The 16,887-nt window shown below is 56.1% G+C and carries 31 protein-coding genes; all 31 read right to left on the bottom strand.

Going from position 1 to position 16,887, the window contains the following annotated elements; translation table 11 throughout:
• Nucleotides 1-33: 33 nt before the first annotated feature.
• Entirely contained in the window at nucleotides 34-498 is a 465-nt protein-coding gene (gene bfr / locus B3397_RS01610) for a bacterioferritin (protein ID WP_296246633.1), read from the bottom strand.
• Between the two features lie 154 nt (nucleotides 499-652).
• Nucleotides 653-2,101: a catalase gene (locus tag B3397_RS01605; RefSeq protein ID WP_296246631.1), complete on the bottom strand. Its 1,449-nt coding sequence runs from the start codon at nucleotides 2,099-2,101 to the stop codon at nucleotides 653-655.
• Between the two features lie 185 nt (nucleotides 2,102-2,286).
• Nucleotides 2,287-2,673 carry a 50S ribosomal protein L17 gene (rplQ, locus tag B3397_RS01600; RefSeq protein ID WP_043192543.1) on the bottom strand — a complete coding sequence of 129 codons (387 nt, stop codon included), beginning with the start codon at nucleotides 2,671-2,673 and terminating at the stop codon, nucleotides 2,287-2,289.
• A gap of 42 nt (nucleotides 2,674-2,715) precedes the next feature.
• Nucleotides 2,716-3,717, bottom strand: coding sequence for a DNA-directed RNA polymerase subunit alpha (locus B3397_RS01595; RefSeq protein WP_007924176.1), 1,002 nt, complete (start codon nucleotides 3,715-3,717; stop codon nucleotides 2,716-2,718).
• Between the two features lie 22 nt (nucleotides 3,718-3,739).
• Complete coding sequence (gene rpsD, locus B3397_RS01590; RefSeq protein WP_213879483.1) at nucleotides 3,740-4,360, bottom strand: 30S ribosomal protein S4; 621 nt, start codon at nucleotides 4,358-4,360, stop codon at nucleotides 3,740-3,742.
• 18 nt (nucleotides 4,361-4,378) lie between these two features.
• Nucleotides 4,379-4,768 (bottom strand): 30S ribosomal protein S11, encoded by a 390-nt coding sequence (rpsK, locus tag B3397_RS01585; protein ID WP_002555466.1) that lies wholly within the window; start codon nucleotides 4,766-4,768, stop codon nucleotides 4,379-4,381.
• A gap of 30 nt (nucleotides 4,769-4,798) precedes the next feature.
• Nucleotides 4,799-5,155 (bottom strand): 30S ribosomal protein S13, encoded by a 357-nt coding sequence (rpsM, locus tag B3397_RS01580; RefSeq protein ID WP_008374135.1) that lies wholly within the window; start codon nucleotides 5,153-5,155, stop codon nucleotides 4,799-4,801.
• Between the two features lie 129 nt (nucleotides 5,156-5,284).
• Complete coding sequence (gene rpmJ / locus B3397_RS01575; protein ID WP_002555468.1) at nucleotides 5,285-5,401, bottom strand: 50S ribosomal protein L36; 117 nt, start codon at nucleotides 5,399-5,401, stop codon at nucleotides 5,285-5,287.
• 28 nt (nucleotides 5,402-5,429) lie between these two features.
• Nucleotides 5,430-6,761, bottom strand: coding sequence for a preprotein translocase subunit SecY (gene secY, locus B3397_RS01570; protein ID WP_296246625.1), 1,332 nt, complete (start codon nucleotides 6,759-6,761; stop codon nucleotides 5,430-5,432).
• Nucleotides 6,762-7,196 (bottom strand): 50S ribosomal protein L15, encoded by a 435-nt coding sequence (gene rplO, locus B3397_RS01565; protein ID WP_049860776.1) that lies wholly within the window; start codon nucleotides 7,194-7,196, stop codon nucleotides 6,762-6,764.
• A gap of 3 nt (nucleotides 7,197-7,199) precedes the next feature.
• Complete coding sequence (rpmD, locus tag B3397_RS01560) at nucleotides 7,200-7,376, bottom strand: 50S ribosomal protein L30 (RefSeq protein WP_003176408.1); 177 nt, start codon at nucleotides 7,374-7,376, stop codon at nucleotides 7,200-7,202.
• 2 nt (nucleotides 7,377-7,378) lie between these two features.
• Nucleotides 7,379-7,879, bottom strand: a complete 501-nt coding sequence (gene rpsE / locus B3397_RS01555) for a 30S ribosomal protein S5 (protein ID WP_043192537.1) — start codon at nucleotides 7,877-7,879, stop codon at nucleotides 7,379-7,381.
• A gap of 3 nt (nucleotides 7,880-7,882) precedes the next feature.
• Complete coding sequence (gene rplR, locus B3397_RS01550) at nucleotides 7,883-8,233, bottom strand: 50S ribosomal protein L18 (RefSeq protein ID WP_043192536.1); 351 nt, start codon at nucleotides 8,231-8,233, stop codon at nucleotides 7,883-7,885.
• A gap of 10 nt (nucleotides 8,234-8,243) precedes the next feature.
• Entirely contained in the window at nucleotides 8,244-8,777 is a 534-nt protein-coding gene (rplF, locus tag B3397_RS01545) for a 50S ribosomal protein L6 (protein ID WP_043192535.1), read from the bottom strand.
• 12 nt (nucleotides 8,778-8,789) lie between these two features.
• Nucleotides 8,790-9,182 carry a 30S ribosomal protein S8 gene (gene rpsH, locus B3397_RS01540; protein ID WP_296246621.1) on the bottom strand — a complete coding sequence of 131 codons (393 nt, stop codon included), beginning with the start codon at nucleotides 9,180-9,182 and terminating at the stop codon, nucleotides 8,790-8,792.
• Nucleotides 9,183-9,394: 212 nt separating this feature from the next.
• Nucleotides 9,395-9,700, bottom strand: a complete 306-nt coding sequence (rpsN, locus tag B3397_RS01535) for a 30S ribosomal protein S14 (RefSeq protein WP_296246618.1) — start codon at nucleotides 9,698-9,700, stop codon at nucleotides 9,395-9,397.
• A gap of 13 nt (nucleotides 9,701-9,713) precedes the next feature.
• Nucleotides 9,714-10,253 carry a 50S ribosomal protein L5 gene (rplE, locus tag B3397_RS01530; RefSeq protein WP_043192531.1) on the bottom strand — a complete coding sequence of 180 codons (540 nt, stop codon included), beginning with the start codon at nucleotides 10,251-10,253 and terminating at the stop codon, nucleotides 9,714-9,716.
• Between the two features lie 20 nt (nucleotides 10,254-10,273).
• Nucleotides 10,274-10,588 (bottom strand): 50S ribosomal protein L24, encoded by a 315-nt coding sequence (gene rplX / locus B3397_RS01525; RefSeq protein WP_008374158.1) that lies wholly within the window; start codon nucleotides 10,586-10,588, stop codon nucleotides 10,274-10,276.
• An 11-nt stretch (nucleotides 10,589-10,599) separates the two neighbouring features.
• Nucleotides 10,600-10,968, bottom strand: coding sequence for a 50S ribosomal protein L14 (gene rplN, locus B3397_RS01520; RefSeq protein ID WP_003243907.1), 369 nt, complete (start codon nucleotides 10,966-10,968; stop codon nucleotides 10,600-10,602).
• A 23-nt stretch (nucleotides 10,969-10,991) separates the two neighbouring features.
• Entirely contained in the window at nucleotides 10,992-11,258 is a 267-nt protein-coding gene (rpsQ, locus tag B3397_RS01515; RefSeq protein ID WP_296246615.1) for a 30S ribosomal protein S17, read from the bottom strand.
• A gap of 2 nt (nucleotides 11,259-11,260) precedes the next feature.
• Nucleotides 11,261-11,452: a 50S ribosomal protein L29 gene (gene rpmC, locus B3397_RS01510; protein ID WP_002555481.1), complete on the bottom strand. Its 192-nt coding sequence runs from the start codon at nucleotides 11,450-11,452 to the stop codon at nucleotides 11,261-11,263.
• Nucleotides 11,452-11,865 carry a 50S ribosomal protein L16 gene (gene rplP / locus B3397_RS01505; RefSeq protein ID WP_003255479.1) on the bottom strand — a complete coding sequence of 138 codons (414 nt, stop codon included), beginning with the start codon at nucleotides 11,863-11,865 and terminating at the stop codon, nucleotides 11,452-11,454. Before rplP ends, rpmC begins: the two co-directional genes overlap by 1 nt.
• A gap of 12 nt (nucleotides 11,866-11,877) precedes the next feature.
• Nucleotides 11,878-12,564: a 30S ribosomal protein S3 gene (gene rpsC / locus B3397_RS01500; RefSeq protein WP_007924192.1), complete on the bottom strand. Its 687-nt coding sequence runs from the start codon at nucleotides 12,562-12,564 to the stop codon at nucleotides 11,878-11,880.
• A 13-nt stretch (nucleotides 12,565-12,577) separates the two neighbouring features.
• Nucleotides 12,578-12,910, bottom strand: a complete 333-nt coding sequence (gene rplV / locus B3397_RS01495; RefSeq protein WP_003103908.1) for a 50S ribosomal protein L22 — start codon at nucleotides 12,908-12,910, stop codon at nucleotides 12,578-12,580.
• A gap of 11 nt (nucleotides 12,911-12,921) precedes the next feature.
• Complete coding sequence (rpsS, locus tag B3397_RS01490; RefSeq protein WP_002555486.1) at nucleotides 12,922-13,197, bottom strand: 30S ribosomal protein S19; 276 nt, start codon at nucleotides 13,195-13,197, stop codon at nucleotides 12,922-12,924.
• 16 nt (nucleotides 13,198-13,213) lie between these two features.
• The gene (rplB, locus tag B3397_RS01485; protein ID WP_296246609.1) at nucleotides 13,214-14,038 is read right to left on the bottom strand and encodes a 50S ribosomal protein L2; all 825 of its coding nucleotides are present in this window, start codon (nucleotides 14,036-14,038) and stop codon (nucleotides 13,214-13,216) included.
• Between the two features lie 14 nt (nucleotides 14,039-14,052).
• Nucleotides 14,053-14,352, bottom strand: a complete 300-nt coding sequence (gene rplW / locus B3397_RS01480; protein WP_002555488.1) for a 50S ribosomal protein L23 — start codon at nucleotides 14,350-14,352, stop codon at nucleotides 14,053-14,055.
• Entirely contained in the window at nucleotides 14,349-14,951 is a 603-nt protein-coding gene (rplD, locus tag B3397_RS01475) for a 50S ribosomal protein L4 (protein ID WP_043192522.1), read from the bottom strand. The genes rplW and rplD overlap by 4 nt, the downstream gene beginning before the upstream one ends.
• Before the next feature lie 12 nt (nucleotides 14,952-14,963).
• Nucleotides 14,964-15,599 carry a 50S ribosomal protein L3 gene (gene rplC, locus B3397_RS01470; RefSeq protein WP_043192521.1) on the bottom strand — a complete coding sequence of 212 codons (636 nt, stop codon included), beginning with the start codon at nucleotides 15,597-15,599 and terminating at the stop codon, nucleotides 14,964-14,966.
• An 81-nt stretch (nucleotides 15,600-15,680) separates the two neighbouring features.
• Nucleotides 15,681-15,992 carry a 30S ribosomal protein S10 gene (gene rpsJ, locus B3397_RS01465; RefSeq protein WP_003186070.1) on the bottom strand — a complete coding sequence of 104 codons (312 nt, stop codon included), beginning with the start codon at nucleotides 15,990-15,992 and terminating at the stop codon, nucleotides 15,681-15,683.
• A 141-nt stretch (nucleotides 15,993-16,133) separates the two neighbouring features.
• On the bottom strand, nucleotides 16,134-16,887 hold a 754-nt coding region (locus B3397_RS01460; protein WP_296246602.1), incomplete at its 5' end, for an EF-Tu/IF-2/RF-3 family GTPase.

Below are 16,887 nucleotides of genomic sequence, written 5' to 3'. Positions count from 1 at the left end.
GGAGCCCGTGACGCGGCTTACGCCGCTGCTACGTTAGAACTGGGACTGGAGGTAGTTTTCCAGGCCGATCGACTTGATCAATCCTTGCTGCTTCTCAAGCCAGTAGGTGTGGTCTTCTTCGGTATCGGCCAACTGCACGCGCAGAATGTCGCGGGTCACGTAATCCTTGTGCAGCTCGCACAGCTCGATACCCTTGCACAGCGCTGCACGCACCTTGTACTCCAGTCTCAGATCTGCAGCGATCATGCTTGGCACGTCAGTGCCGACTTCGAGATCGTCCGGGCGCATGCGTGGAGTCCCCTCGAGCATCAGAATGCGGCGCATCAGCGCATCGGCATGCCCTGCTTCTTCTTCCATCTCGTGATTGATGCGTTCGAAGAGCTTGGCGAAGCCCCAGTCCTCATACATCCGCGAGTGGATGAAATACTGGTCACGGGCAGCCAGCTCGCCAGTGAGCAATGTATTGAGGTAATCGATAACGTCCGGGTGGCCTTGCATCGCCGTAGATCTCCAAGCAGAAAGGCATAGTTTGAACCAAGCAGCCCGACTCGTCACGGGGAACCACGCAAAAGTGCGCTAAAAGGAATGGGAAATGAGACGATTTGAAGCGAAAAACCGCCCAAATGAGGGCGGTTCTTCTTATCACTTCGGTTTATGCGAGTTGTACACCCAGAGCTTGGGCGACGCCTTCTCCGTAGGCGGGATCAGCCTGGAAGAAGTATTGCAGTTGACGCTGCACCACATCCTCGCTGACACCCGCCATGGCGCCGGCGATGTTGCTGATCAGCAAGGCCTTCTGATCTTCACTCATAAGGCGGAACAGCGCGCCCGCTTGGCTGTAGTAGTCGGTATCCTCACGGTGATCATGGCGATCAGCCGCGCCGCTGAGGGCAAGGGCCGGCTCCCGGTACTGCGGGGCCTGCTTGGGTGCATCCGCGTAGCTGTTGGGCTCATAGTTAGGCGCAGCACCTCCGTTGGTACCAAATGCCATGGCACCATCGCGCTGGTATGAGTTCACCGGGCTGCGGGGTGCATTGACCGGCAGCTGCTGATGATTGGTGCCCACGCGATAGCGGTGAGCATCGGCATAGGCAAACACGCGGCCCTGCAACATGCGGTCGGGCGACAGGCCCACGCCGGGCACCATGTTGCTAGGCCCAAACGCGGCTTGCTCGACTTCGGCAAAATAGTTGAGCGGGTTGCGGTTCAGCTCCAGGATGCCCACCTCGATCAAGGGGAACTCCTTCTGCGACCAGGTCTTGGTCACGTCGAACGGATTCTCGTGATGAGCGTGAGCCTGGGCCTCGGTCATGATCTGCACGCACACGCGCCATTTCGGGAAGTCGCCGCGCTGGATGGCCTCGAACAAATCACGCTGGGCGTAATCCGGATCGGTACCGGCAATACGCGCAGCATCGGCCGGCGCCAGGTTCTTGATACCTTGCTCGGTCTTGTAGTGCCACTTCACCCAATGCCGTTCGCCTTGGGCGTTGATCAGGCTGTACGTGTGGCTGCCGAAACCGTGCATGTGCCTGTAGCCATCCGGAATCCCGCGATCGGAGAACAGAATGGTCACCTGGTGCAGTGCTTCCGGCGAATGCGACCAGAAATCCCACATCATCTGTGCACTTTTCAGGTTGCTCTGAGGCAGACGCTTCTGGGTATGGATGAAATCTGGAAACTTCAGTGGGTCGCGAATGAAGAACACCGGGGTGTTGTTGCCCACAATGTCCCAGTTGCCTTCTTCGGTGTAGAACTTCAGCGCAAACCCACGAGGGTCGCGCTCGGTGTCGGCCGAGCCACGCTCGCCACCTACCGTGGAGAAGCGCAGGAACGTCTCGGTCTGCTTGCCAACACTGTCGAACAGCTTGGCGCTGGTGTACTGGGTAATGTCACGGGTCACCGTGAATGTGCCGTAAGCGCCCGAACCCTTGGCGTGTACGCGACGCTCGGGGATGTTCTCCCGATTGAAGTGCGCAAGTTTCTCGATCAGGTGAAAGTCTTCAAGCAGCAGGGGCCCGCGCGGGCCTGCGGAACGGGAATTCTGGTTGTCGGCAACCGGTGCACCGCTGGCGGTAGTGAGGGTCTTGCTCTGGCTCATCAACTGTCTTCCTCTGTCAGGCTTTCTGTGTAAGTGCCGGGCTAAAGCGGCTGAAGGCCAGTATCAGGGAAAACGTCCATAACCTCTAATGCGTAAAACTTTAGCGCACGATAGATTTTCACTAATTCGCGGGCATAAAAAAACCGGGCACTGGGCCCGGCTTTTTCTAGAACAGACTGTTCGTCTTATTCAGCGGCTTCAACCGAGCCACCGACAGGACGATCAACCAGCTCGACGTACGCCATAGGTGCGTTATCGCCAGCGCGGAAGCCGCACTTGAGGATACGCAGGTAGCCGCCCTGACGGGTGGCATAGCGCTTGCCCAGATCGTTGAACAGCTTGCCGACCATTTCTTTCGAACGGGTACGGTCAAAAGCCAGACGACGGTTTGCAACGCTGTCTACCTTGGCCAGAGTGATCAGCGGCTCGGCAACGCGGCGCAGTTCTTTGGCTTTTGGCAGAGTAGTCTTGATCAGCTCGTGCTCGAACAGCGACACCGCCATGTTCTGAAACATGGCCTTGCGGTGCGAGCTGGTACGGCTCAGGTGACGTCCACTTTTACGATGACGCATGGTTCATTCCTTACCAAACACTACGTTCGGTGATTACGACGATCAGGCAGTCGCCTTGTCGTCCTTCTTAAGACTTGCAGGCGGCCAGTTGTCGAGGCGCATGCCGAGGGACAGACCGCGGGAGGCCAGAACGTCCTTGATTTCAGTCAAGGATTTCTTGCCCAGGTTCGGAGTCTTCAACAGTTCTACTTCGGTACGCTGAATCAGGTCGCCGATGTAGTAGATGTTTTCCGCCTTAAGGCAGTTAGCCGAACGTACAGTCAGTTCCAGATCGTCAACCGGGCGAAGCAGGATCGGGTCGATCTCATCTTCTTGCTCGATTACAACAGGCTCGCTGTCACCCTTGAGGTCGACGAATGCAGCCAACTGCTGTTGCAGAATGGTTGCAGCACGACGGATAGCCTCTTCAGGATCCAGAGTACCGTTGGTTTCCAGATCAATAACCAGCTTGTCCAGGTTGGTGCGCTGCTCGACACGGGCGTTTTCCACCACGTATGCGATACGGCGTACCGGGCTGAACGAAGAGTCAAGCTGCAAGCGACCGATGCTGCGGCTTTCGTCTTCATCGCTTTGACGCGAGTCGGCCGGTTCATAACCACGACCACGAGCTACGACGAGCTTCATGTTCAGGGCGCCGTTAGACGCCAGGTTAGCGATTACGTGATCGGGATTAACGATCTCGACATCATGATCCAGCTGAATATCGGCAGCGGTAACCACCCCCGAACCCTTTTTCGACAAGGTCAGCGTAACTTCGTCACGACCGTGCAGCTTGATAGCCAGGCCTTTCAGGTTCAACAGGATTTCAATGACGTCTTCCTGTACACCTTCGATGGCGCTGTACTCGTGGAGTACACCGTCAATCTCGGCCTCGACTACTGCGCAGCCGGGCATTGAGGACAACAGGATGCGGCGCAGCGCGTTGCCCAGGGTATGGCCGAAACCACGCTCGAGAGGCTCGAGAGTGATTTTGGCGCGGGTTGGACTGACGACCTGCACATCAATGTGGCGGGGCGTCAGGAACTCATTTACCGAAATCTGCATGGATGCACCTATTTTCTAGCCCTTACTTGGAGTAGAGCTCGACAATCAGGCTTTCGTTGATGTCGGCGGACAGATCACTGCGAGCTGGAACGTTCTTGAAAACGCCCGACTTCTTCTCAGTGTCTACTTCTACCCATTCTACGCGGCCACGTTGGGCACACAGATCGAGAGCTTGGACAATGCGAAGCTGGTTTTTTGCTTTCTCGCGAATCGCGACCACGTCACCAGCACGAACCTGGTAGGACGGAACGTTAACGGTTTTGCCGTTTACGCTGATGGACTTGTGCGATACCAACTGACGGGATTCGGCACGAGTCGAACCAAAGCCCATACGGTATACGACGTTGTCCAGGCGGCATTCGAGCAGTTGCAGCAGGTTCTCACCGGTAGCGCCTTTCTTGCCGGCAGCTTCCTTGTAGTAACCGCTGAACTGACGCTCGAGAACGCCGTAGATACGACGGACCTTCTGCTTTTCACGCAGTTGGGTGCCGTAGTCGGATTGGCGACCGCGGCGCTGGCCGTGGATACCTGGGGCTGCTTCGATATTGCACTTCGATTCCAGGGCGCGAACGCCGCTTTTCAGGAACAGGTCAGTGCCTTCACGACGAGCCAGTTTGCATTTTGGACCAATGTAACGAGCCATTATCTATCGTCTCCTGAATTACACGCGGCGCTTCTTCGGCGGACGGCACCCGTTATGCGGGATTGGCGTCACGTCGGTGATGCTGGCGATCTTATAGCCACAGCCGTTCAATGCACGGACAGCGGACTCACGACCTGGACCTGGACCCTTGACGTTGACGTCGAGGTTCTTAAGGCCATATTCCAGCGCAGCTTGACCAGCACGCTCAGCAGCCACCTGGGCAGCGAACGGGGTGGACTTGCGGGAACCGCGGAAACCCGAGCCGCCGGAGGTAGCCCAGGACAGGGCGTTACCTTGACGATCGGTAATGGTCACGATGGTGTTGTTGAAAGACGCGTGGATGTGGGCGATGCCATCAACCACTGTCTTTTTGACTTTCTTACGAGGACGAGCAGCAGGTTTTGCCATGACTAAATTCCTGTCGATTCGCTGGTGCGATTACTTGCGGATCGGCTTACGCGGACCTTTACGGGTACGCGCGTTGGTCTTGGTACGCTGACCGCGTACTGGCAGACCACGACGATGACGAAGACCGCGGTAGCAGCCCAGATCCATCAAGCGCTTGATTTTCATGTTGATTTCGCGGCGCAGATCACCTTCGGTGGTGAACTTCGCCACTTCGCCACGCAGCTGTTCAATCTGCTCGTCGCTCAGATCCTTGATCTTTGCGGCTGGGTTGACCCCAGTGTCTGCACAGATTTTCTGTGCAGTAGTGCGACCAACACCATAGATGTAGGTCAGCGAGATAACAGTGTGCTTGTTATCTGGAATGTTAACGCCTGCAATACGGGCCATTCAGTGGGACTCCAATTGACAGCTACCTACGCCCCGGAAGCCAAGAAATAGGGCGCGAGATAATATCGCTGTAATAACAAATAATCAACCCAGCAGCGCACTAGCTGCTGGGCTTGTAGCACATCACACTCAGCCTTGGCGCTGCTTGTGACGCGGCTCCGCGCTGCAAATGACTCGAACGACGCCTTCGCGACGAATGATTTTGCAGTTACGGCACAGCTTTTTCACCGATGCACGAACTTTCATTGCCAACTCCTCGAACCTTAAGGGACTCTCAGCGCAGCAGACCGCTGCCGCCGTAGCCTTTCAGGTTGGCTTTCTTCATCAGGGATTCGTACTGGTGCGAAACGAGGTGCGATTGTACTTGGGACATGAAGTCCATCACAACCACTACCACAATCAGCAACGAGGTCCCGCCAAGGTAGAACGGAACGTTTGCAGCTACCACCAAAAACTGTGGGAGCAAACAGACGCACATCATGTACAGAGCACCGAACATGGTCAAACGAGTCAAAACGCCATCAATGTAGCGCGCCGACTGCTCGCCTGGACGGATACCCGGAATAAAGGCACCGGACTTCTTCAGGTTTTCCGCTACGTCTTTCGGATTGAACATCAACGCCGTATAGAAGAAGCAGAAGAAAATGATCCCTGCACTAAACAGCAGAATGTTCAACGGCTGACCAGGAGCGATCGACTGCGAGATGTCCTGCAACCAGCCCATACCTTCGGACTGACCGAACCAGGAACCCAGCGAAGCCGGGAACAGCAAGATGCTGCTCGCGAAAATGGCAGGAATAACCCCGGCCATGTTCACTTTCAGCGGCAAGTGGCTGGTCTGCGCAGCGAAGACCTTGCGGCCCTGCTGGCGCTTGGCGTAGTGAACAGCAATACGACGCTGACCACGCTCGATGAACACCACGAAACCGATGATCGCTACCGCCAGCAAACCGATGGCAACCAGGGCGAAAATATTGATGTCACCCTGACGCGCAGACTCGAAAGACTGCCCAATTGCTCTCGGAAGACCAGCAACGATACCTGCGAAGATCAACATCGAGATACCGTTACCAACACCACGCTCAGTAATCTGCTCGCCCAGCCACATCATGAACATCGCGCCCGCCACGAAAGTGGAGACCGCCACGAAGTAGAAACTGAAGCTTGCAGTGAACGCCACACCCTGGTTGGCCAACCCGATCGACATGCCGATCGCTTGAACCAGTGCCAGGATGACGGTGCCGTAGCGGGTGTACTGGCTGATCTTGCGACGGCCAGCTTCACCTTCCTTCTTCAACTGCTCCAGCTGCGGGCTCACGGCGGTCATCAACTGCATGATGATCGATGCCGAAATGTACGGCATGATCCCCAGTGCAAAGATGCTCATCCGTTCCAGCGCGCCGCCGGAAAACATGTTGAACAAGCTAAGAATGGTCCCCTCATTCTGTCGGAACAGATCTGCGAGACGGTCCGGGTTGATACCTGGAACCGGGATGTGTGCGCCGATTCTGTAGACGATGATCGCCAGGAACAGAAAACGCAGACGAGCCCAAAGTTCAGACATACCGCCTTTGCCGAGCGCTGAGAGAGCACCTTGCTTAGCCATTTATTCCTCGAACTTGCCGCCAGCTGCTTCGATAGCCGCACGCGCACCTTTGGTGGCGGCGATGCCCTGAATGGTAACAGCGCGAGTCACTTCGCCCGACAGCATGATTTTCACACGCTGAACGTTCTGGTTGATCACGTTGGCATCTTTCAGGGACTGCACGGAGACGATGTCGCCTTCCACTTTGGCCAACTCGGACAGACGCACTTCTGCGCGGTCCATGGCTTTCAGGGACACGAAACCGAACTTCGGCAGGCGACGATGCAGCGGCTGTTGACCGCCTTCAAAGCCTGGAGCGATGGTGCCACCGGAACGGGAGGTCTGACCTTTGTGGCCGCGGCCACCAGTCTTACCCAAACCGCTACCGATACCACGGCCCGGACGATGCTTTTCGCGACGGGAACCCGGCGCTGGACTCAGATCATTGAGTTTCATCGATTAACCCTCTACGCGAAGCATGTAGTAGGCCTTGTTGATCATCCCGCGATTCTCGGGAGTATCCTGGACTTCTACAGTGTGACCGATGCGACGCAGACCCAGACCCTTAACGCACAGTTTGTGGTTAGGGATACGGCCGGTCATGCTTTTGATCAGCGTAACTTTAACGGTAGCCATGATCAGATGATCTCCTCAACGTTCAGACCGCGCTTGGCGGCGATGGACGACGGGGATTGCATGGCTTTCAGACCCTTGAACGTAGCGTGAACCACGTTGACGGGGTTGGTCGAGCCGTAGCATTTGGCCAATACGTTCTGGACGCCAGCAACTTCGAGAACAGCGCGCATGGCGCCGCCAGCGATGATACCGGTACCTTCGGACGCAGGCTGCATGTAAACCTTGGAGGCGCCGTGGGCGGACTTCATGGCGTACTGCAGGGTGGTCCCGTTCAGGTCCACTTGAATCATGTTGCGACGAGCAGCTTCCATAGCTTTCTGGATAGCAGCCGGCACTTCACGAGATTTGCCACGGCCGAAGCCAACGCGGCCCTTGCCATCACCTACCACGGTCAACGCGGTGAAGGTGAAGATACGGCCGCCCTTGACGGTCTTGGCAACGCGGTTAACTTGAACCAGCTTCTCGATGTAGCCTTCGTCGCGCTTTTGGTCGTTATTTGACATAACTTAGAACTCCAGCCCAGCTTCACGAGCGCCATCAGCCAGCGCTTTCACGCGACCGTGGTACTTGAAGCCAGAGCGGTCGAAAGCCACCTGCGAGACGCCAGCGGCCTTAGCACGCGAAGCGACCAGCTGGCCAACCTTAGTGGCCGCGTCGATGTTGCCGGTGGCACCATCACGCAATTCTTTGTCCAAAGTCGAGGCGCTTGCCAGGACTTTGCTGCCGTCGGCCGAGATGACCTGGGCGTAAATGTGCTGCGAAGAGCGGAACACGCAGAGACGCACGACTTCGAGTTCGTGCATTTTCAGGCGTGCTTTGCGAGCGCGACGCAGTCGAGTAACTTTTTTGTCGGTCATTTGCTATGCCCTACTTCTTCTTGGCTTCTTTACGGCGGACGACTTCGTCTGCGTAACGTACACCTTTGCCTTTGTAAGGCTCTGGCGGACGGAAATCGCGGATTTCAGCGGCCACTTGACCCACCAGCTGCTTGTCGATGCCCTTGATCAGGATATCGGTCTGGCTAGGAGTCTCAGCGGTGATGCCTTGCGGCAACTCGTAATCCACCGGATGAGAGAAGCCCAGCGACAGGTTCAGCACTGTGCCTTTTGCTTGTGCCTTGTAACCAACACCGACCAGCTGGAGCTTGCGCTCGAAGCCTTGGCTTACGCCCTGGACCATGTTGTTAACCAAAGCGCGGGTGGTACCGGCCATTGCACGGGTCTGCTGATCGCCATTCTTGGCAGCGAAACGCAGTTCGCCAGCCTCTTCAACGATTTCAACGGACGAGTGAACGTTCAGTTCCAGAGTGCCCTTGGCACCCTTCACCGAAAGCTGTTGGCCGGCGAATTTTACTTCGACACCAGCTGGCAGCTTAACGGGGTTCTTAGCGACGCGAGACATGCTTATCCCCCCTTAGAACACTGTGCAAAGTACTTCGCCGCCGACACCGGCAGCGCGCGCAGCACGATCCGTCATCACACCCTTGTTGGTGGAGACGATGGATACGCCGAGACCGCCACGAACTTTCGGCAGATCATCAACGGATTTGTACTGACGCAGGCCTGGACGACTTACGCGTTTGACTTCCTCGATGACCGGACGGCCTTCGAAGTATTTCAGCTCGATGGAAAGCGACGGTTTTGCTTCGCTGCTTACCTGATAACCCGCGATGTAGCCTTCGTCCTTCAGAACTTTGGCCACAGCTACCTTCAACGTGGAAGATGGCATGCTTACGACGGACTTTTCAGCCATCTGGGCATTACGGATTCGAGTTAGCATGTCCGCTAACGGGTCCTGCATACTCATGGGCTAGACGCTCCTGATACAAAAATTATTAGCCTTGCGGCTACAACGTCGCCGAGCATGTGATCCGGTCCAAAAACCCGGGCTCAGGCGAGCCGGCAATTCTAGACGCACCCCAGAAATGAATCAAGCCCCATAAGGGGCTTGATTCAATCGCCAGGACACCGGCGGTCGGTTGATTGCTCAATTTTCCGCCGGCGCCAGGCCGGTACGTCTTACCAGCTGGCTTTCACCAGGCCTGGAACGTCACCGCGCATGGCTGCTTGACGCAGCATGTTACGGCCCAGGCCGAACTTGCGGTAAACGCCGTGCGGACGACCGGTGATGCGGCAGCGGTTGCGCATACGAGCAGGGCTCGCATCACGTGGCTGCTTCTGCAGAGCAACGGAAGCATTCCAACGATCTTCGTCACTTGCGTTCAGATTCACGATGATAGCTTTCAGCTCAGCACGCTTCTTGGCGTATTTTGCTACCGTCAGCTGACGCTTCAGCTCACGGTTCTTCATGCTCTTCTTGGCCATTTTCCTACTCCAATCAGTTGCGGAACGGGAAGTTGAAGGCACGCAGCAAGGCGCGACCTTCTTCATCCGAACGAGCAGTGGTGGTCAGGGTAATGTCCAGACCGCGCAGAGCATCGATCTTGTCGTAATCGATTTCCGGGAAAATGATCTGCTCTTTGACACCCATGCTGTAGTTGCCACGACCGTCGAAGGACTTGGCATTCAGGCCGCGGAAGTCGCGTACCCGAGGCAGGGAGATCGCCAGCAGGCGGTCCAGGAATTCGTACATCTTGTCGCGACGCAAAGTCACCTTGACACCGATCGGCCAACCCTCACGGACCTTGAAGCCCGCGATGGATTTGCGTGCGAAGGTCACGACGGCTTTCTGGCCAGTGATCTTCTCGATGTCGGCTACAGCGTGCTCGATGACTTTCTTGTCGCCGATCGCTTCGCCCAGACCCATGTTCAGGGTGATTTTGGTAACGCGCGGAACTTCCATCACGTTCGCCAGCTTAAGTTCTTCCTTAAGCTTGGGAGCGATTTCCTTCCGGTAAATCTCTTTCAGTCGTGCCATGGTCTTCTACCTAGCAGTGTTCAAGCATCAACCGCTTTTTGGGTCGACTTGAAGACACGAATTTTTTTGCCTTCTTCTACTTTGAAACCAACGCGGTCAGCCTTGTTGGTTTCGCCGTTGAAAATGGCGACGTTGGAAGCGTGCAGTGGCGCTTCTTTCTCGACGATACCGCCCTGTACGCCCGACATCGGGTTCGGCTTGGTATGACGCTTCACCAGGTTGATCCCACCAACGACCAGACGGTCGTCAGCGAGAACCTTAAGCACCTTACCGCGCTTGCCTTTGTCTTTGCCGGCGATCACGATGATCTCGTCGTCACGACGAATCTTTTGCATGTCGGATCTCCTTACAGCACTTCTGGGGCGAGCGAGACGATCTTCATGAACTTCTCGGAACGAAGCTCACGGGTCACTGGCCCAAAGATACGGGTGCCGATTGGCTCTTGCTTGTTGTTCAACAGAACAGCAGCGTTGCCATCGAAGCGGATGATGGAGCCGTCAGCACGACGTACGCCGTGACGAGTGCGGACTACAACAGCAGTCATCACTTGACCTTTCTTCACCTTGCCACGAGGAATTGCTTCCTTCACGGTCACCTTGATGATGTCACCGATGCCAGCGTACCGGCGGTGCGAACCGCCCAGTACCTTGATGCACATGACGCGACGAGCGCCGCTGTTATCGGCCACATCGAGCATGGATTGAGTCTGAATCATAAAATTTCTCCGACCCTTAGCCCTTAGACTTCAACAGCGCGTTCGAGAACGTCAACCAGGGCCCAGGACTTGGTCTTGGCCAGCGGACGGGTCTCGCGAATGGAGACCTTGTCGCCGATCTTGCACTGGTTAGTTTCGTCGTGAGCGTGCAGCTTAGTCGAACGCTTAACGTATTTACCGTAGATCGGGTGCTTTACGCGACGCTCGATCAATACGGTGATGGTTTTGTCCATCTTGTCGCTGACAACACGGCCAGTCAGCGTACGGACGGTTTTTTCGGCTTCAGCCATGATCACTTACCTGCCTGCTGGTTGAGCACAGTTTTCACGCGAGCGATGTCGCGCTTCACTTGCGAGAGCAGGTGAGACTGCCCCAACTGGCCAGTTGCTTTCTGCATACGCAGATTGAACTGGTCGCGCAGCAAGCCGAGCAGTTGCTCGTTCAGTTGCTGTGCTGATTTTTCACGAAGTTCGTTCGCTTTCATCACATCACCGTCCGCTTAACAAAGGAGGTGGCGAGAGGCAGCTTTGCAGCTGCCAAGGCGAAAGCCTCACGCGCCAGCTCTTCGGAAACACCCTCGATCTCGTACAGGACTTTGCCTGGCTGGATCTGGGCAACCCAGTACTCAACGGAACCTTTACCTTTACCCATCCGCACTTCGAGAGGCTTCTTGGAGATCGGCTTGTCCGGGAATACACGGATCCAGATCTTGCCGCCACGCTTAACGTGACGAGTCAGGGCACGACGTGCCGATTCGATCTGGCGAGCGGTGAGACGACCGCGAGCAACAGCTTTCAAGGCGAATTCGCCGAAGCTGACTTTGCTACCGCGCAATGCCAGGCCACGGTTGTGACCAGTCATTTGCTTGCGGAACTTCGTACGCTTTGGTTGCAACATTTGGCGTACCCCTTACTTAGCAGCTTTTTTACGAGGCGCAGGTGCTTGTGGTTTCAGTTCTTCTTGGCGACCACCAATTACTTCGCCTTTGAAAATCCAAACCTTCACACCGATCACACCGTAAGTGGTGTGAGCTTCGTAGGTGGCATAGTCGATATCGGCACGCAGGGTGTGCAACGGCACACGACCTTCGCGATACCATTCAGTACGTGCGATTTCAGCACCGCCGAGACGACCGCTCACTTGGATCTTGATGCCTTTGGCACCAATGCGCATGGCGTTCTGTACGGCGCGCTTCATGGCGCGACGGAACATCACACGACGCTCCAGCTGCTGAGCTACGCTCTGCGCAACCAGCATACCGTCGAGCTCCGGCTTGCGGATCTCTTCGATATTGATGTGCACAGGCACACCCATTTGCTTGGTCAGGTCCTGACGCAGTTTCTCAACATCCTCACCCTTCTTCCCGATAACGATACCTGGACGAGCGGTGTGGATGGTGATGCGTGCAGTTTGAGCCGGACGATGGATATCGATACGGCTAACGGACGCGCTTTTTAGTTTGTCTTGGAGGTACTCACGCACATTCAGATCTGCGAGCAAATAGTCCGCATAAGTCCGACCGTCTGCGTACCAGACGGAGGTGTGCTCCTTGACGATTCCCAGGCGAATGCCAATGGGATGTACTTTCTGACCCATCTGATCGACTCCGTTACTTGTCAGCAACCTTGACAGTGATATGGCAAGACCGCTTGACGATGCGATCAGCCCGGCCTTTGGCACGAGGCATGATGCGCTTCAGCGAACGCCCTTCGTTGACGAAAACGGTGCTGACCTTCAGGTCATCAACGTCTGCGCCTTCGTTGTGCTCGGCGTTGGCTACGGCCGACTCCAGCACTTTCTTCATGATTTCCGCGGCTTTCTTACTGCTAAAAGCCAGCAGGTTGAGCGCTTCGCCCACCTTCTTCCCGCGGATCTGGTCGGCGACCAAGCGGGCTTTCTGGGCGGAGATTCGAGCGCCCGACAACTTAGCGGCTACTTCCATTTCCTTACCCCTTAACGCTTGGCTTTCTTGTCAGCCACGTGCCCGCGATATGTACGGGTACCGGCGAACTCGCCCAGTTTGTGGCCGACCATGTCTTCGTTCACGAGAACGGGGACGTGCTGACGACCGTTGTGTACTGCGATGGTCAGACCGACCATTTGTGGCAGGATCATCGAACGACGCGACCAGGTTTTCACCGGTTTGCGATCGTTCTTTTCCGCCGCCACTTCGATCTTCTTCAGTAGGTGAAGATCAATAAAAGGACCTTTTTTCAGAGAACGTGGCACTGTCGTATCCCTCTATTTACTTGCGACGACGGACGATCATTTTGTCGGTACGCTTATTACCACGAGTCTTCGCGCCCTTAGTCGGGAAGCCCCATGGCGATACCGGATGACGACCACCGGAGGTACGACCTTCACCACCACCATGTGGGTGGTCAACCGGGTTCATGGCAACACCACGAACGGTTGGGCGAACGCCACGCCAGCGTTTGGCACCGGCTTTACCCAGCGAACGCAGGCTGTGCTCGGAGTTCGAGACTTCGCCCAGCGTTGCACGGCATTCCGACAGCACTTTGCGCATTTCGCCCGAACGCAGACGCAGGGTCACGTAGACACCTTCGCGAGCGATCAGCTGAGCCGAAGCACCAGCGGAGCGAGCGATTTGAGCGCCCTTGCCTGGCTTCAGCTCGATGCCGTGCACGGTGCTACCAACCGGGATGTTGCGCAGTTGCAGCGAGTTGCCTGGCTTGATCGGTGCCAAAGCACCTGCAATCAGCTGGTCGCCAGCGCTCACGCCTTTCGGTGCGAGGATGTAGCGACGCTCGCCGTCTGCGTACAGAACCAGAGCGATGTGAGCAGTACGGTTTGGATCGTATTCGATACGCTCGACGGTGGCAGCGATGCCATCCTTGTCGTTGCGACGGAAGTCGATCATCCGATAATGCTGCTTGTGGCCACCACCGATGTGACGAGTGGTAATGCGACCATTGTTGTTACGACCACCAGACTTCGATTTTTTCTCGAGCAGCGGTGCGTGAGGAGCGCCTTTATGCAGCTCCTGGTTGACCACCTTGACCACAAAACGGCGGCCAGGGGAAGTCGGTTTGCATTTAACGATTGCCATGATGCACCCCTTCCTTACTCAGCACTGCTGCTGAAATCGAGATCTTGGCCTGGCTGAAGGGAGATAACTGCCTTCTTCCAGTCATTACGCTTGCCCAGACCGCGAGCAGTGCGCTTGCTTTTACCCAGAACGTTCAGGGTAGTCACACGCTCTACTTTCACGCTGAACAGGCTTTCGACGGCCTTCTTGATTTCCAGCTTGGTTGCGTCAGTCGCAACCTTGAAAACGAACTGACCTTTCTTGTCTGCCAGAACCGTAGCCTTCTCGGAAACGTGCGGGCCAAGCAGAACTTTAAATACGCGTTCCTGGTTCATCCCAGCAGCTCCTCGAATTTCTTCACGGCCGACACGGTGATCAACACCTTGTCGTATGCGATCAGACTAACTGGGTCGGAACCTTGCACATCACGTACGTCGACGTGTGGCAGGTTACGAGCAGCCAGGTACAGGTTCTCGTCGACGGAGTCCGATACGATCAGAACGTCGGTGAGGCCCATGCCATTCAGCTTGCCCAGCAGGTCTTTGGTTTTCGGCGCTTCAACAGCGAAGTCCTGAACCACGACCAGACGATCGGTACGCACCAGCTCAGCAAGGATGGAGCGCAGTGCTGCGCGATACATCTTCTTGTTCAGCTTCTGGGTATGATCCTGAGGACGAGCTGCGAAAGTGGTACCACCGCCACGCCAGATTGGGCTACGGATAGTACCGGCACGAGCGCGGCCAGTACCCTTTTGACGCCACGGGCGCTTACCACCACCACGTACGTCGGAACGGGTCTTCTGCTGCTTGCTGCCCTGACGGCCGCCGGCCATGTAGGCCACGACTGCTTGGTGCACCAGCGTCTCGTTGAACTCGCCGCCGAAAGTCAGTTCGGAAACTTCGATCGCCTGAGCGTCATTTACATTTAATTGCATTTTCGCTTCCCCTTAACCGCGAGCCTTGGCTGCCGGACGCACAACCAGGTTGCCGCCGGTTGCGCCAGGAACAGCACCCTTGACGAGCAGCAGATTGCGTTCAGCGTCGACGCGCACAACTTCCAGGGACTGCACGGTCACGCGCTCAGCGCCCATATGACCGGACATTTTTTTGCCCTTGAATACACGGCCAGGAGTCTGGCACTGGCCGATGGAGCCAGGGACGCGGTGGGAAACGGAGTTACCGTGGGTATTGTCTTGACCGCGGAAGTTCCAACGCTTGATGGTACCGGCAAAGCCTTTACCTTTGGACTGACCGGTAACGTCTACCAGTTGGCCCGCTGCGAAGAGTTCAGCATTGATCAAGTCGCCAGCCTGGTACTCGCCTTCTGCAAGACGGAATTCCCAGACACCGCGACCCGCGGCAACGTTCGCCTTGGCGAAGTGACCTGCTTGAGCAGCAGTCACACGCGAAGCGCGACGCTCACCGACAGTGACTTGCACTGCACGATAGCCATCGGTTTCTTCAGTTTTGAACTGGGTGACGCGATTCGGCTCGATCTCAATGACCGTGACCGGAATGGAGACACCTTCTTCGGTGAAAATACGGGTCATACCGCATTTACGACCGACTACACCAATAGTCATGTTGTAAACCTCATGAGTGTACGGGGCTTTCACCCGCTATGGCCGCCCATTTCAGAGCGTTACACGACTAAGACCCAAGTCTTAGCCGAGGCTGATCTGCACTTCCACACCTGCCGCAAGATCAAGCTTCATCAGCGCATCAACGGTTTTATCCGTTGGCTGGACGATGTCCAGAACACGCTTATGAGTACGGATCTCGTACTGGTCGCGCGCGTCTTTGTTGACGTGCGGGGAGACCAGAACAGTGAACCGCTCTTTACGGGTAGGGAGTGGAATTGGACCACGCACCTGAGCACCAGTACGTTTCGCGGTTTCCACGATTTCCTGGGTGGATTGGTCGATCAGGCGATGGTCAAAAGCCTTCAACCTGATACGGATTTGCTGATTTTGCATTGGATTTCAGACTCCGGCTGCTATTCCCACCGGGCGCAATGCACCCGTTAAAAGGAGGCGCAATTCTATAGACGCCCCCATCGAGTGTCAACCCAATAAAAAAGCCCCCGCTAAGCGGGGGCCTTTTTAAGCGATCAACGATTACTCGATGATTTTGGCTACGACGCCGGCGCCGACGGTACGACCGCCTTCACGGATAGCGAAACGCAGACCGTCTTCCATCGCGATGGTTTTGATCAGGGTAACAGTCATCTGAATGTTGTCACCTGGCATTACCATTTCAACGCCTTCTGGCAGCTCGCAGTTACCAGTCACGTCAGTAGTACGGAAGTAGAACTGTGGACGGTAGCCTTTGAAGAACGGAGTGTGACGGCCGCCTTCTTCCTTGCTCAGAACGTAAACTTCAGCGGTGAACTTGGTGTGCGGCTTGACCGAACCTGGCTTGACCAGAACCTGGCCACGCTCAACGTCGTCACGCTTGGTACCACGCAGCAGAACGCCGCAGTTCTCGCCAGCACGACCTTCGTCCAGCAGCTTGCGGAACATTTCAACACCGGTGCAGGTGGTGACGGTGGTGTCACGCAGACCAACGATTTCCAGTGGGTCTTGAACGCGAACGATACCGCGCTCGATACGACCGGTAACAACGGTACCGCGACCGGAGATCGAGAACACGTCTTCGATTGGCATCAGGAACGGCTTGTCGGTCAGACGAACTGGTTCTGGGATGTAGCTGTCCAGAGTTTCAACCAGTTTACGAACGGCAGTGGTGCCCATTTCGTTTTCGTCGTTGCCTTCCAGAGCCATACGAGCCGAACCGATGATGATCGGAGTGTCGTCGCCTGGGAAGTCGTAGGTCGACAGCAGGTCACGAACTTCCATCTCAACCAGTTCC

Source organism: Pseudomonas sp. UBA4194, assembly GCF_002379585.1.
GTDB lineage: Bacteria > Pseudomonadota > Gammaproteobacteria > Pseudomonadales > Pseudomonadaceae > Aquipseudomonas.
The sequence above is the reverse complement of the archived record's forward strand: the minus strand, read 5'-3'. Positions and strand labels throughout refer to the sequence as shown.

Coding starts and splice junctions, on each gene's coding strand:
- bfr (WP_296246633.1), bottom strand. CDS start 498: ATGCAAGGCCACCCGGACGTTATCGATTACCTCAATACATTGCTCACT.
- B3397_RS01605 (WP_296246631.1), bottom strand. CDS start 2,101: ATGAGCCAGAGCAAGACCCTCACTACCGCCAGCGGTGCACCGGTTGCC.
- rplQ (WP_043192543.1), bottom strand. CDS start 2,673: ATGCGTCATCGTAAAAGTGGACGTCACCTGAGCCGTACCAGCTCGCAC.
- B3397_RS01595 (WP_007924176.1), bottom strand. CDS start 3,717: ATGCAGATTTCGGTAAATGAGTTCCTGACGCCCCGCCACATTGATGTG.
- rpsD (WP_213879483.1), bottom strand. CDS start 4,360: ATGGCTCGTTACATTGGTCCAAAATGCAAACTGGCTCGTCGTGAAGGC.
- rpsK (WP_002555466.1), bottom strand. CDS start 4,768: ATGGCAAAACCTGCTGCTCGTCCTCGTAAGAAAGTCAAAAAGACAGTG.
- rpsM (WP_008374135.1), bottom strand. CDS start 5,155: ATGGCCCGTATTGCAGGCGTTAACATTCCAGATAACAAGCACACTGTT.
- rpmJ (WP_002555468.1), bottom strand. CDS start 5,401: ATGAAAGTTCGTGCATCGGTGAAAAAGCTGTGCCGTAACTGCAAAATC.
- secY (WP_296246625.1), bottom strand. CDS start 6,761: ATGGCTAAGCAAGGTGCTCTCTCAGCGCTCGGCAAAGGCGGTATGTCT.
- rplO (WP_049860776.1), bottom strand. CDS start 7,196: ATGAAACTCAATGATCTGAGTCCAGCGCCGGGTTCCCGTCGCGAAAAG.
- rpmD (WP_003176408.1), bottom strand. CDS start 7,376: ATGGCTACCGTTAAAGTTACGCTGATCAAAAGCATGACCGGCCGTATC.
- rpsE (WP_043192537.1), bottom strand. CDS start 7,879: ATGTCAAATAACGACCAAAAGCGCGACGAAGGCTACATCGAGAAGCTG.
- rplR (WP_043192536.1), bottom strand. CDS start 8,233: ATGACCGACAAAAAAGTTACTCGACTGCGTCGCGCTCGCAAAGCACGC.
- rplF (WP_043192535.1), bottom strand. CDS start 8,777: ATGTCTCGCGTCGCTAAGAACCCCGTTAAGCTGCCAGCTGGTGTCGAA.
- rpsH (WP_296246621.1), bottom strand. CDS start 9,182: ATGAGTATGCAGGACCCGTTAGCGGACATGCTAACTCGAATCCGTAAT.
- rpsN (WP_296246618.1), bottom strand. CDS start 9,700: ATGGCCAAGAAGAGCATGAAGAACCGTGAGCTGAAGCGTCAGCTGACG.
- rplE (WP_043192531.1), bottom strand. CDS start 10,253: ATGGCACGACTGAAAGAGATTTACCGGAAGGAAATCGCTCCCAAGCTT.
- rplX (WP_008374158.1), bottom strand. CDS start 10,588: ATGCAAAAGATTCGTCGTGACGACGAGATCATCGTGATCGCCGGCAAA.
- rplN (WP_003243907.1), bottom strand. CDS start 10,968: ATGATTCAGACTCAATCCATGCTCGATGTGGCCGATAACAGCGGCGCT.
- rpsQ (WP_296246615.1), bottom strand. CDS start 11,258: ATGGCTGAAGCCGAAAAAACCGTCCGTACGCTGACTGGCCGTGTTGTC.
- rpmC (WP_002555481.1), bottom strand. CDS start 11,452: ATGAAAGCGAACGAACTTCGTGAAAAATCAGCACAGCAACTGAACGAG.
- rplP (WP_003255479.1), bottom strand. CDS start 11,865: ATGTTGCAACCAAAGCGTACGAAGTTCCGCAAGCAAATGACTGGTCAC.
- rpsC (WP_007924192.1), bottom strand. CDS start 12,564: ATGGGTCAGAAAGTACATCCCATTGGCATTCGCCTGGGAATCGTCAAG.
- rplV (WP_003103908.1), bottom strand. CDS start 12,910: ATGGAAGTAGCCGCTAAGTTGTCGGGCGCTCGAATCTCCGCCCAGAAA.
- rplB (WP_296246609.1), bottom strand. CDS start 14,038: ATGGCAATCGTTAAATGCAAACCGACTTCCCCTGGCCGCCGTTTTGTG.
- rplW (WP_002555488.1), bottom strand. CDS start 14,352: ATGAACCAGGAACGCGTATTTAAAGTTCTGCTTGGCCCGCACGTTTCC.
- rplD (WP_043192522.1), bottom strand. CDS start 14,951: ATGCAATTAAATGTAAATGACGCTCAGGCGATCGAAGTTTCCGAACTG.
- rplC (WP_043192521.1), bottom strand. CDS start 15,599: ATGACTATTGGTGTAGTCGGTCGTAAATGCGGTATGACCCGTATTTTC.
- rpsJ (WP_003186070.1), bottom strand. CDS start 15,992: ATGCAAAATCAGCAAATCCGTATCAGGTTGAAGGCTTTTGACCATCGC.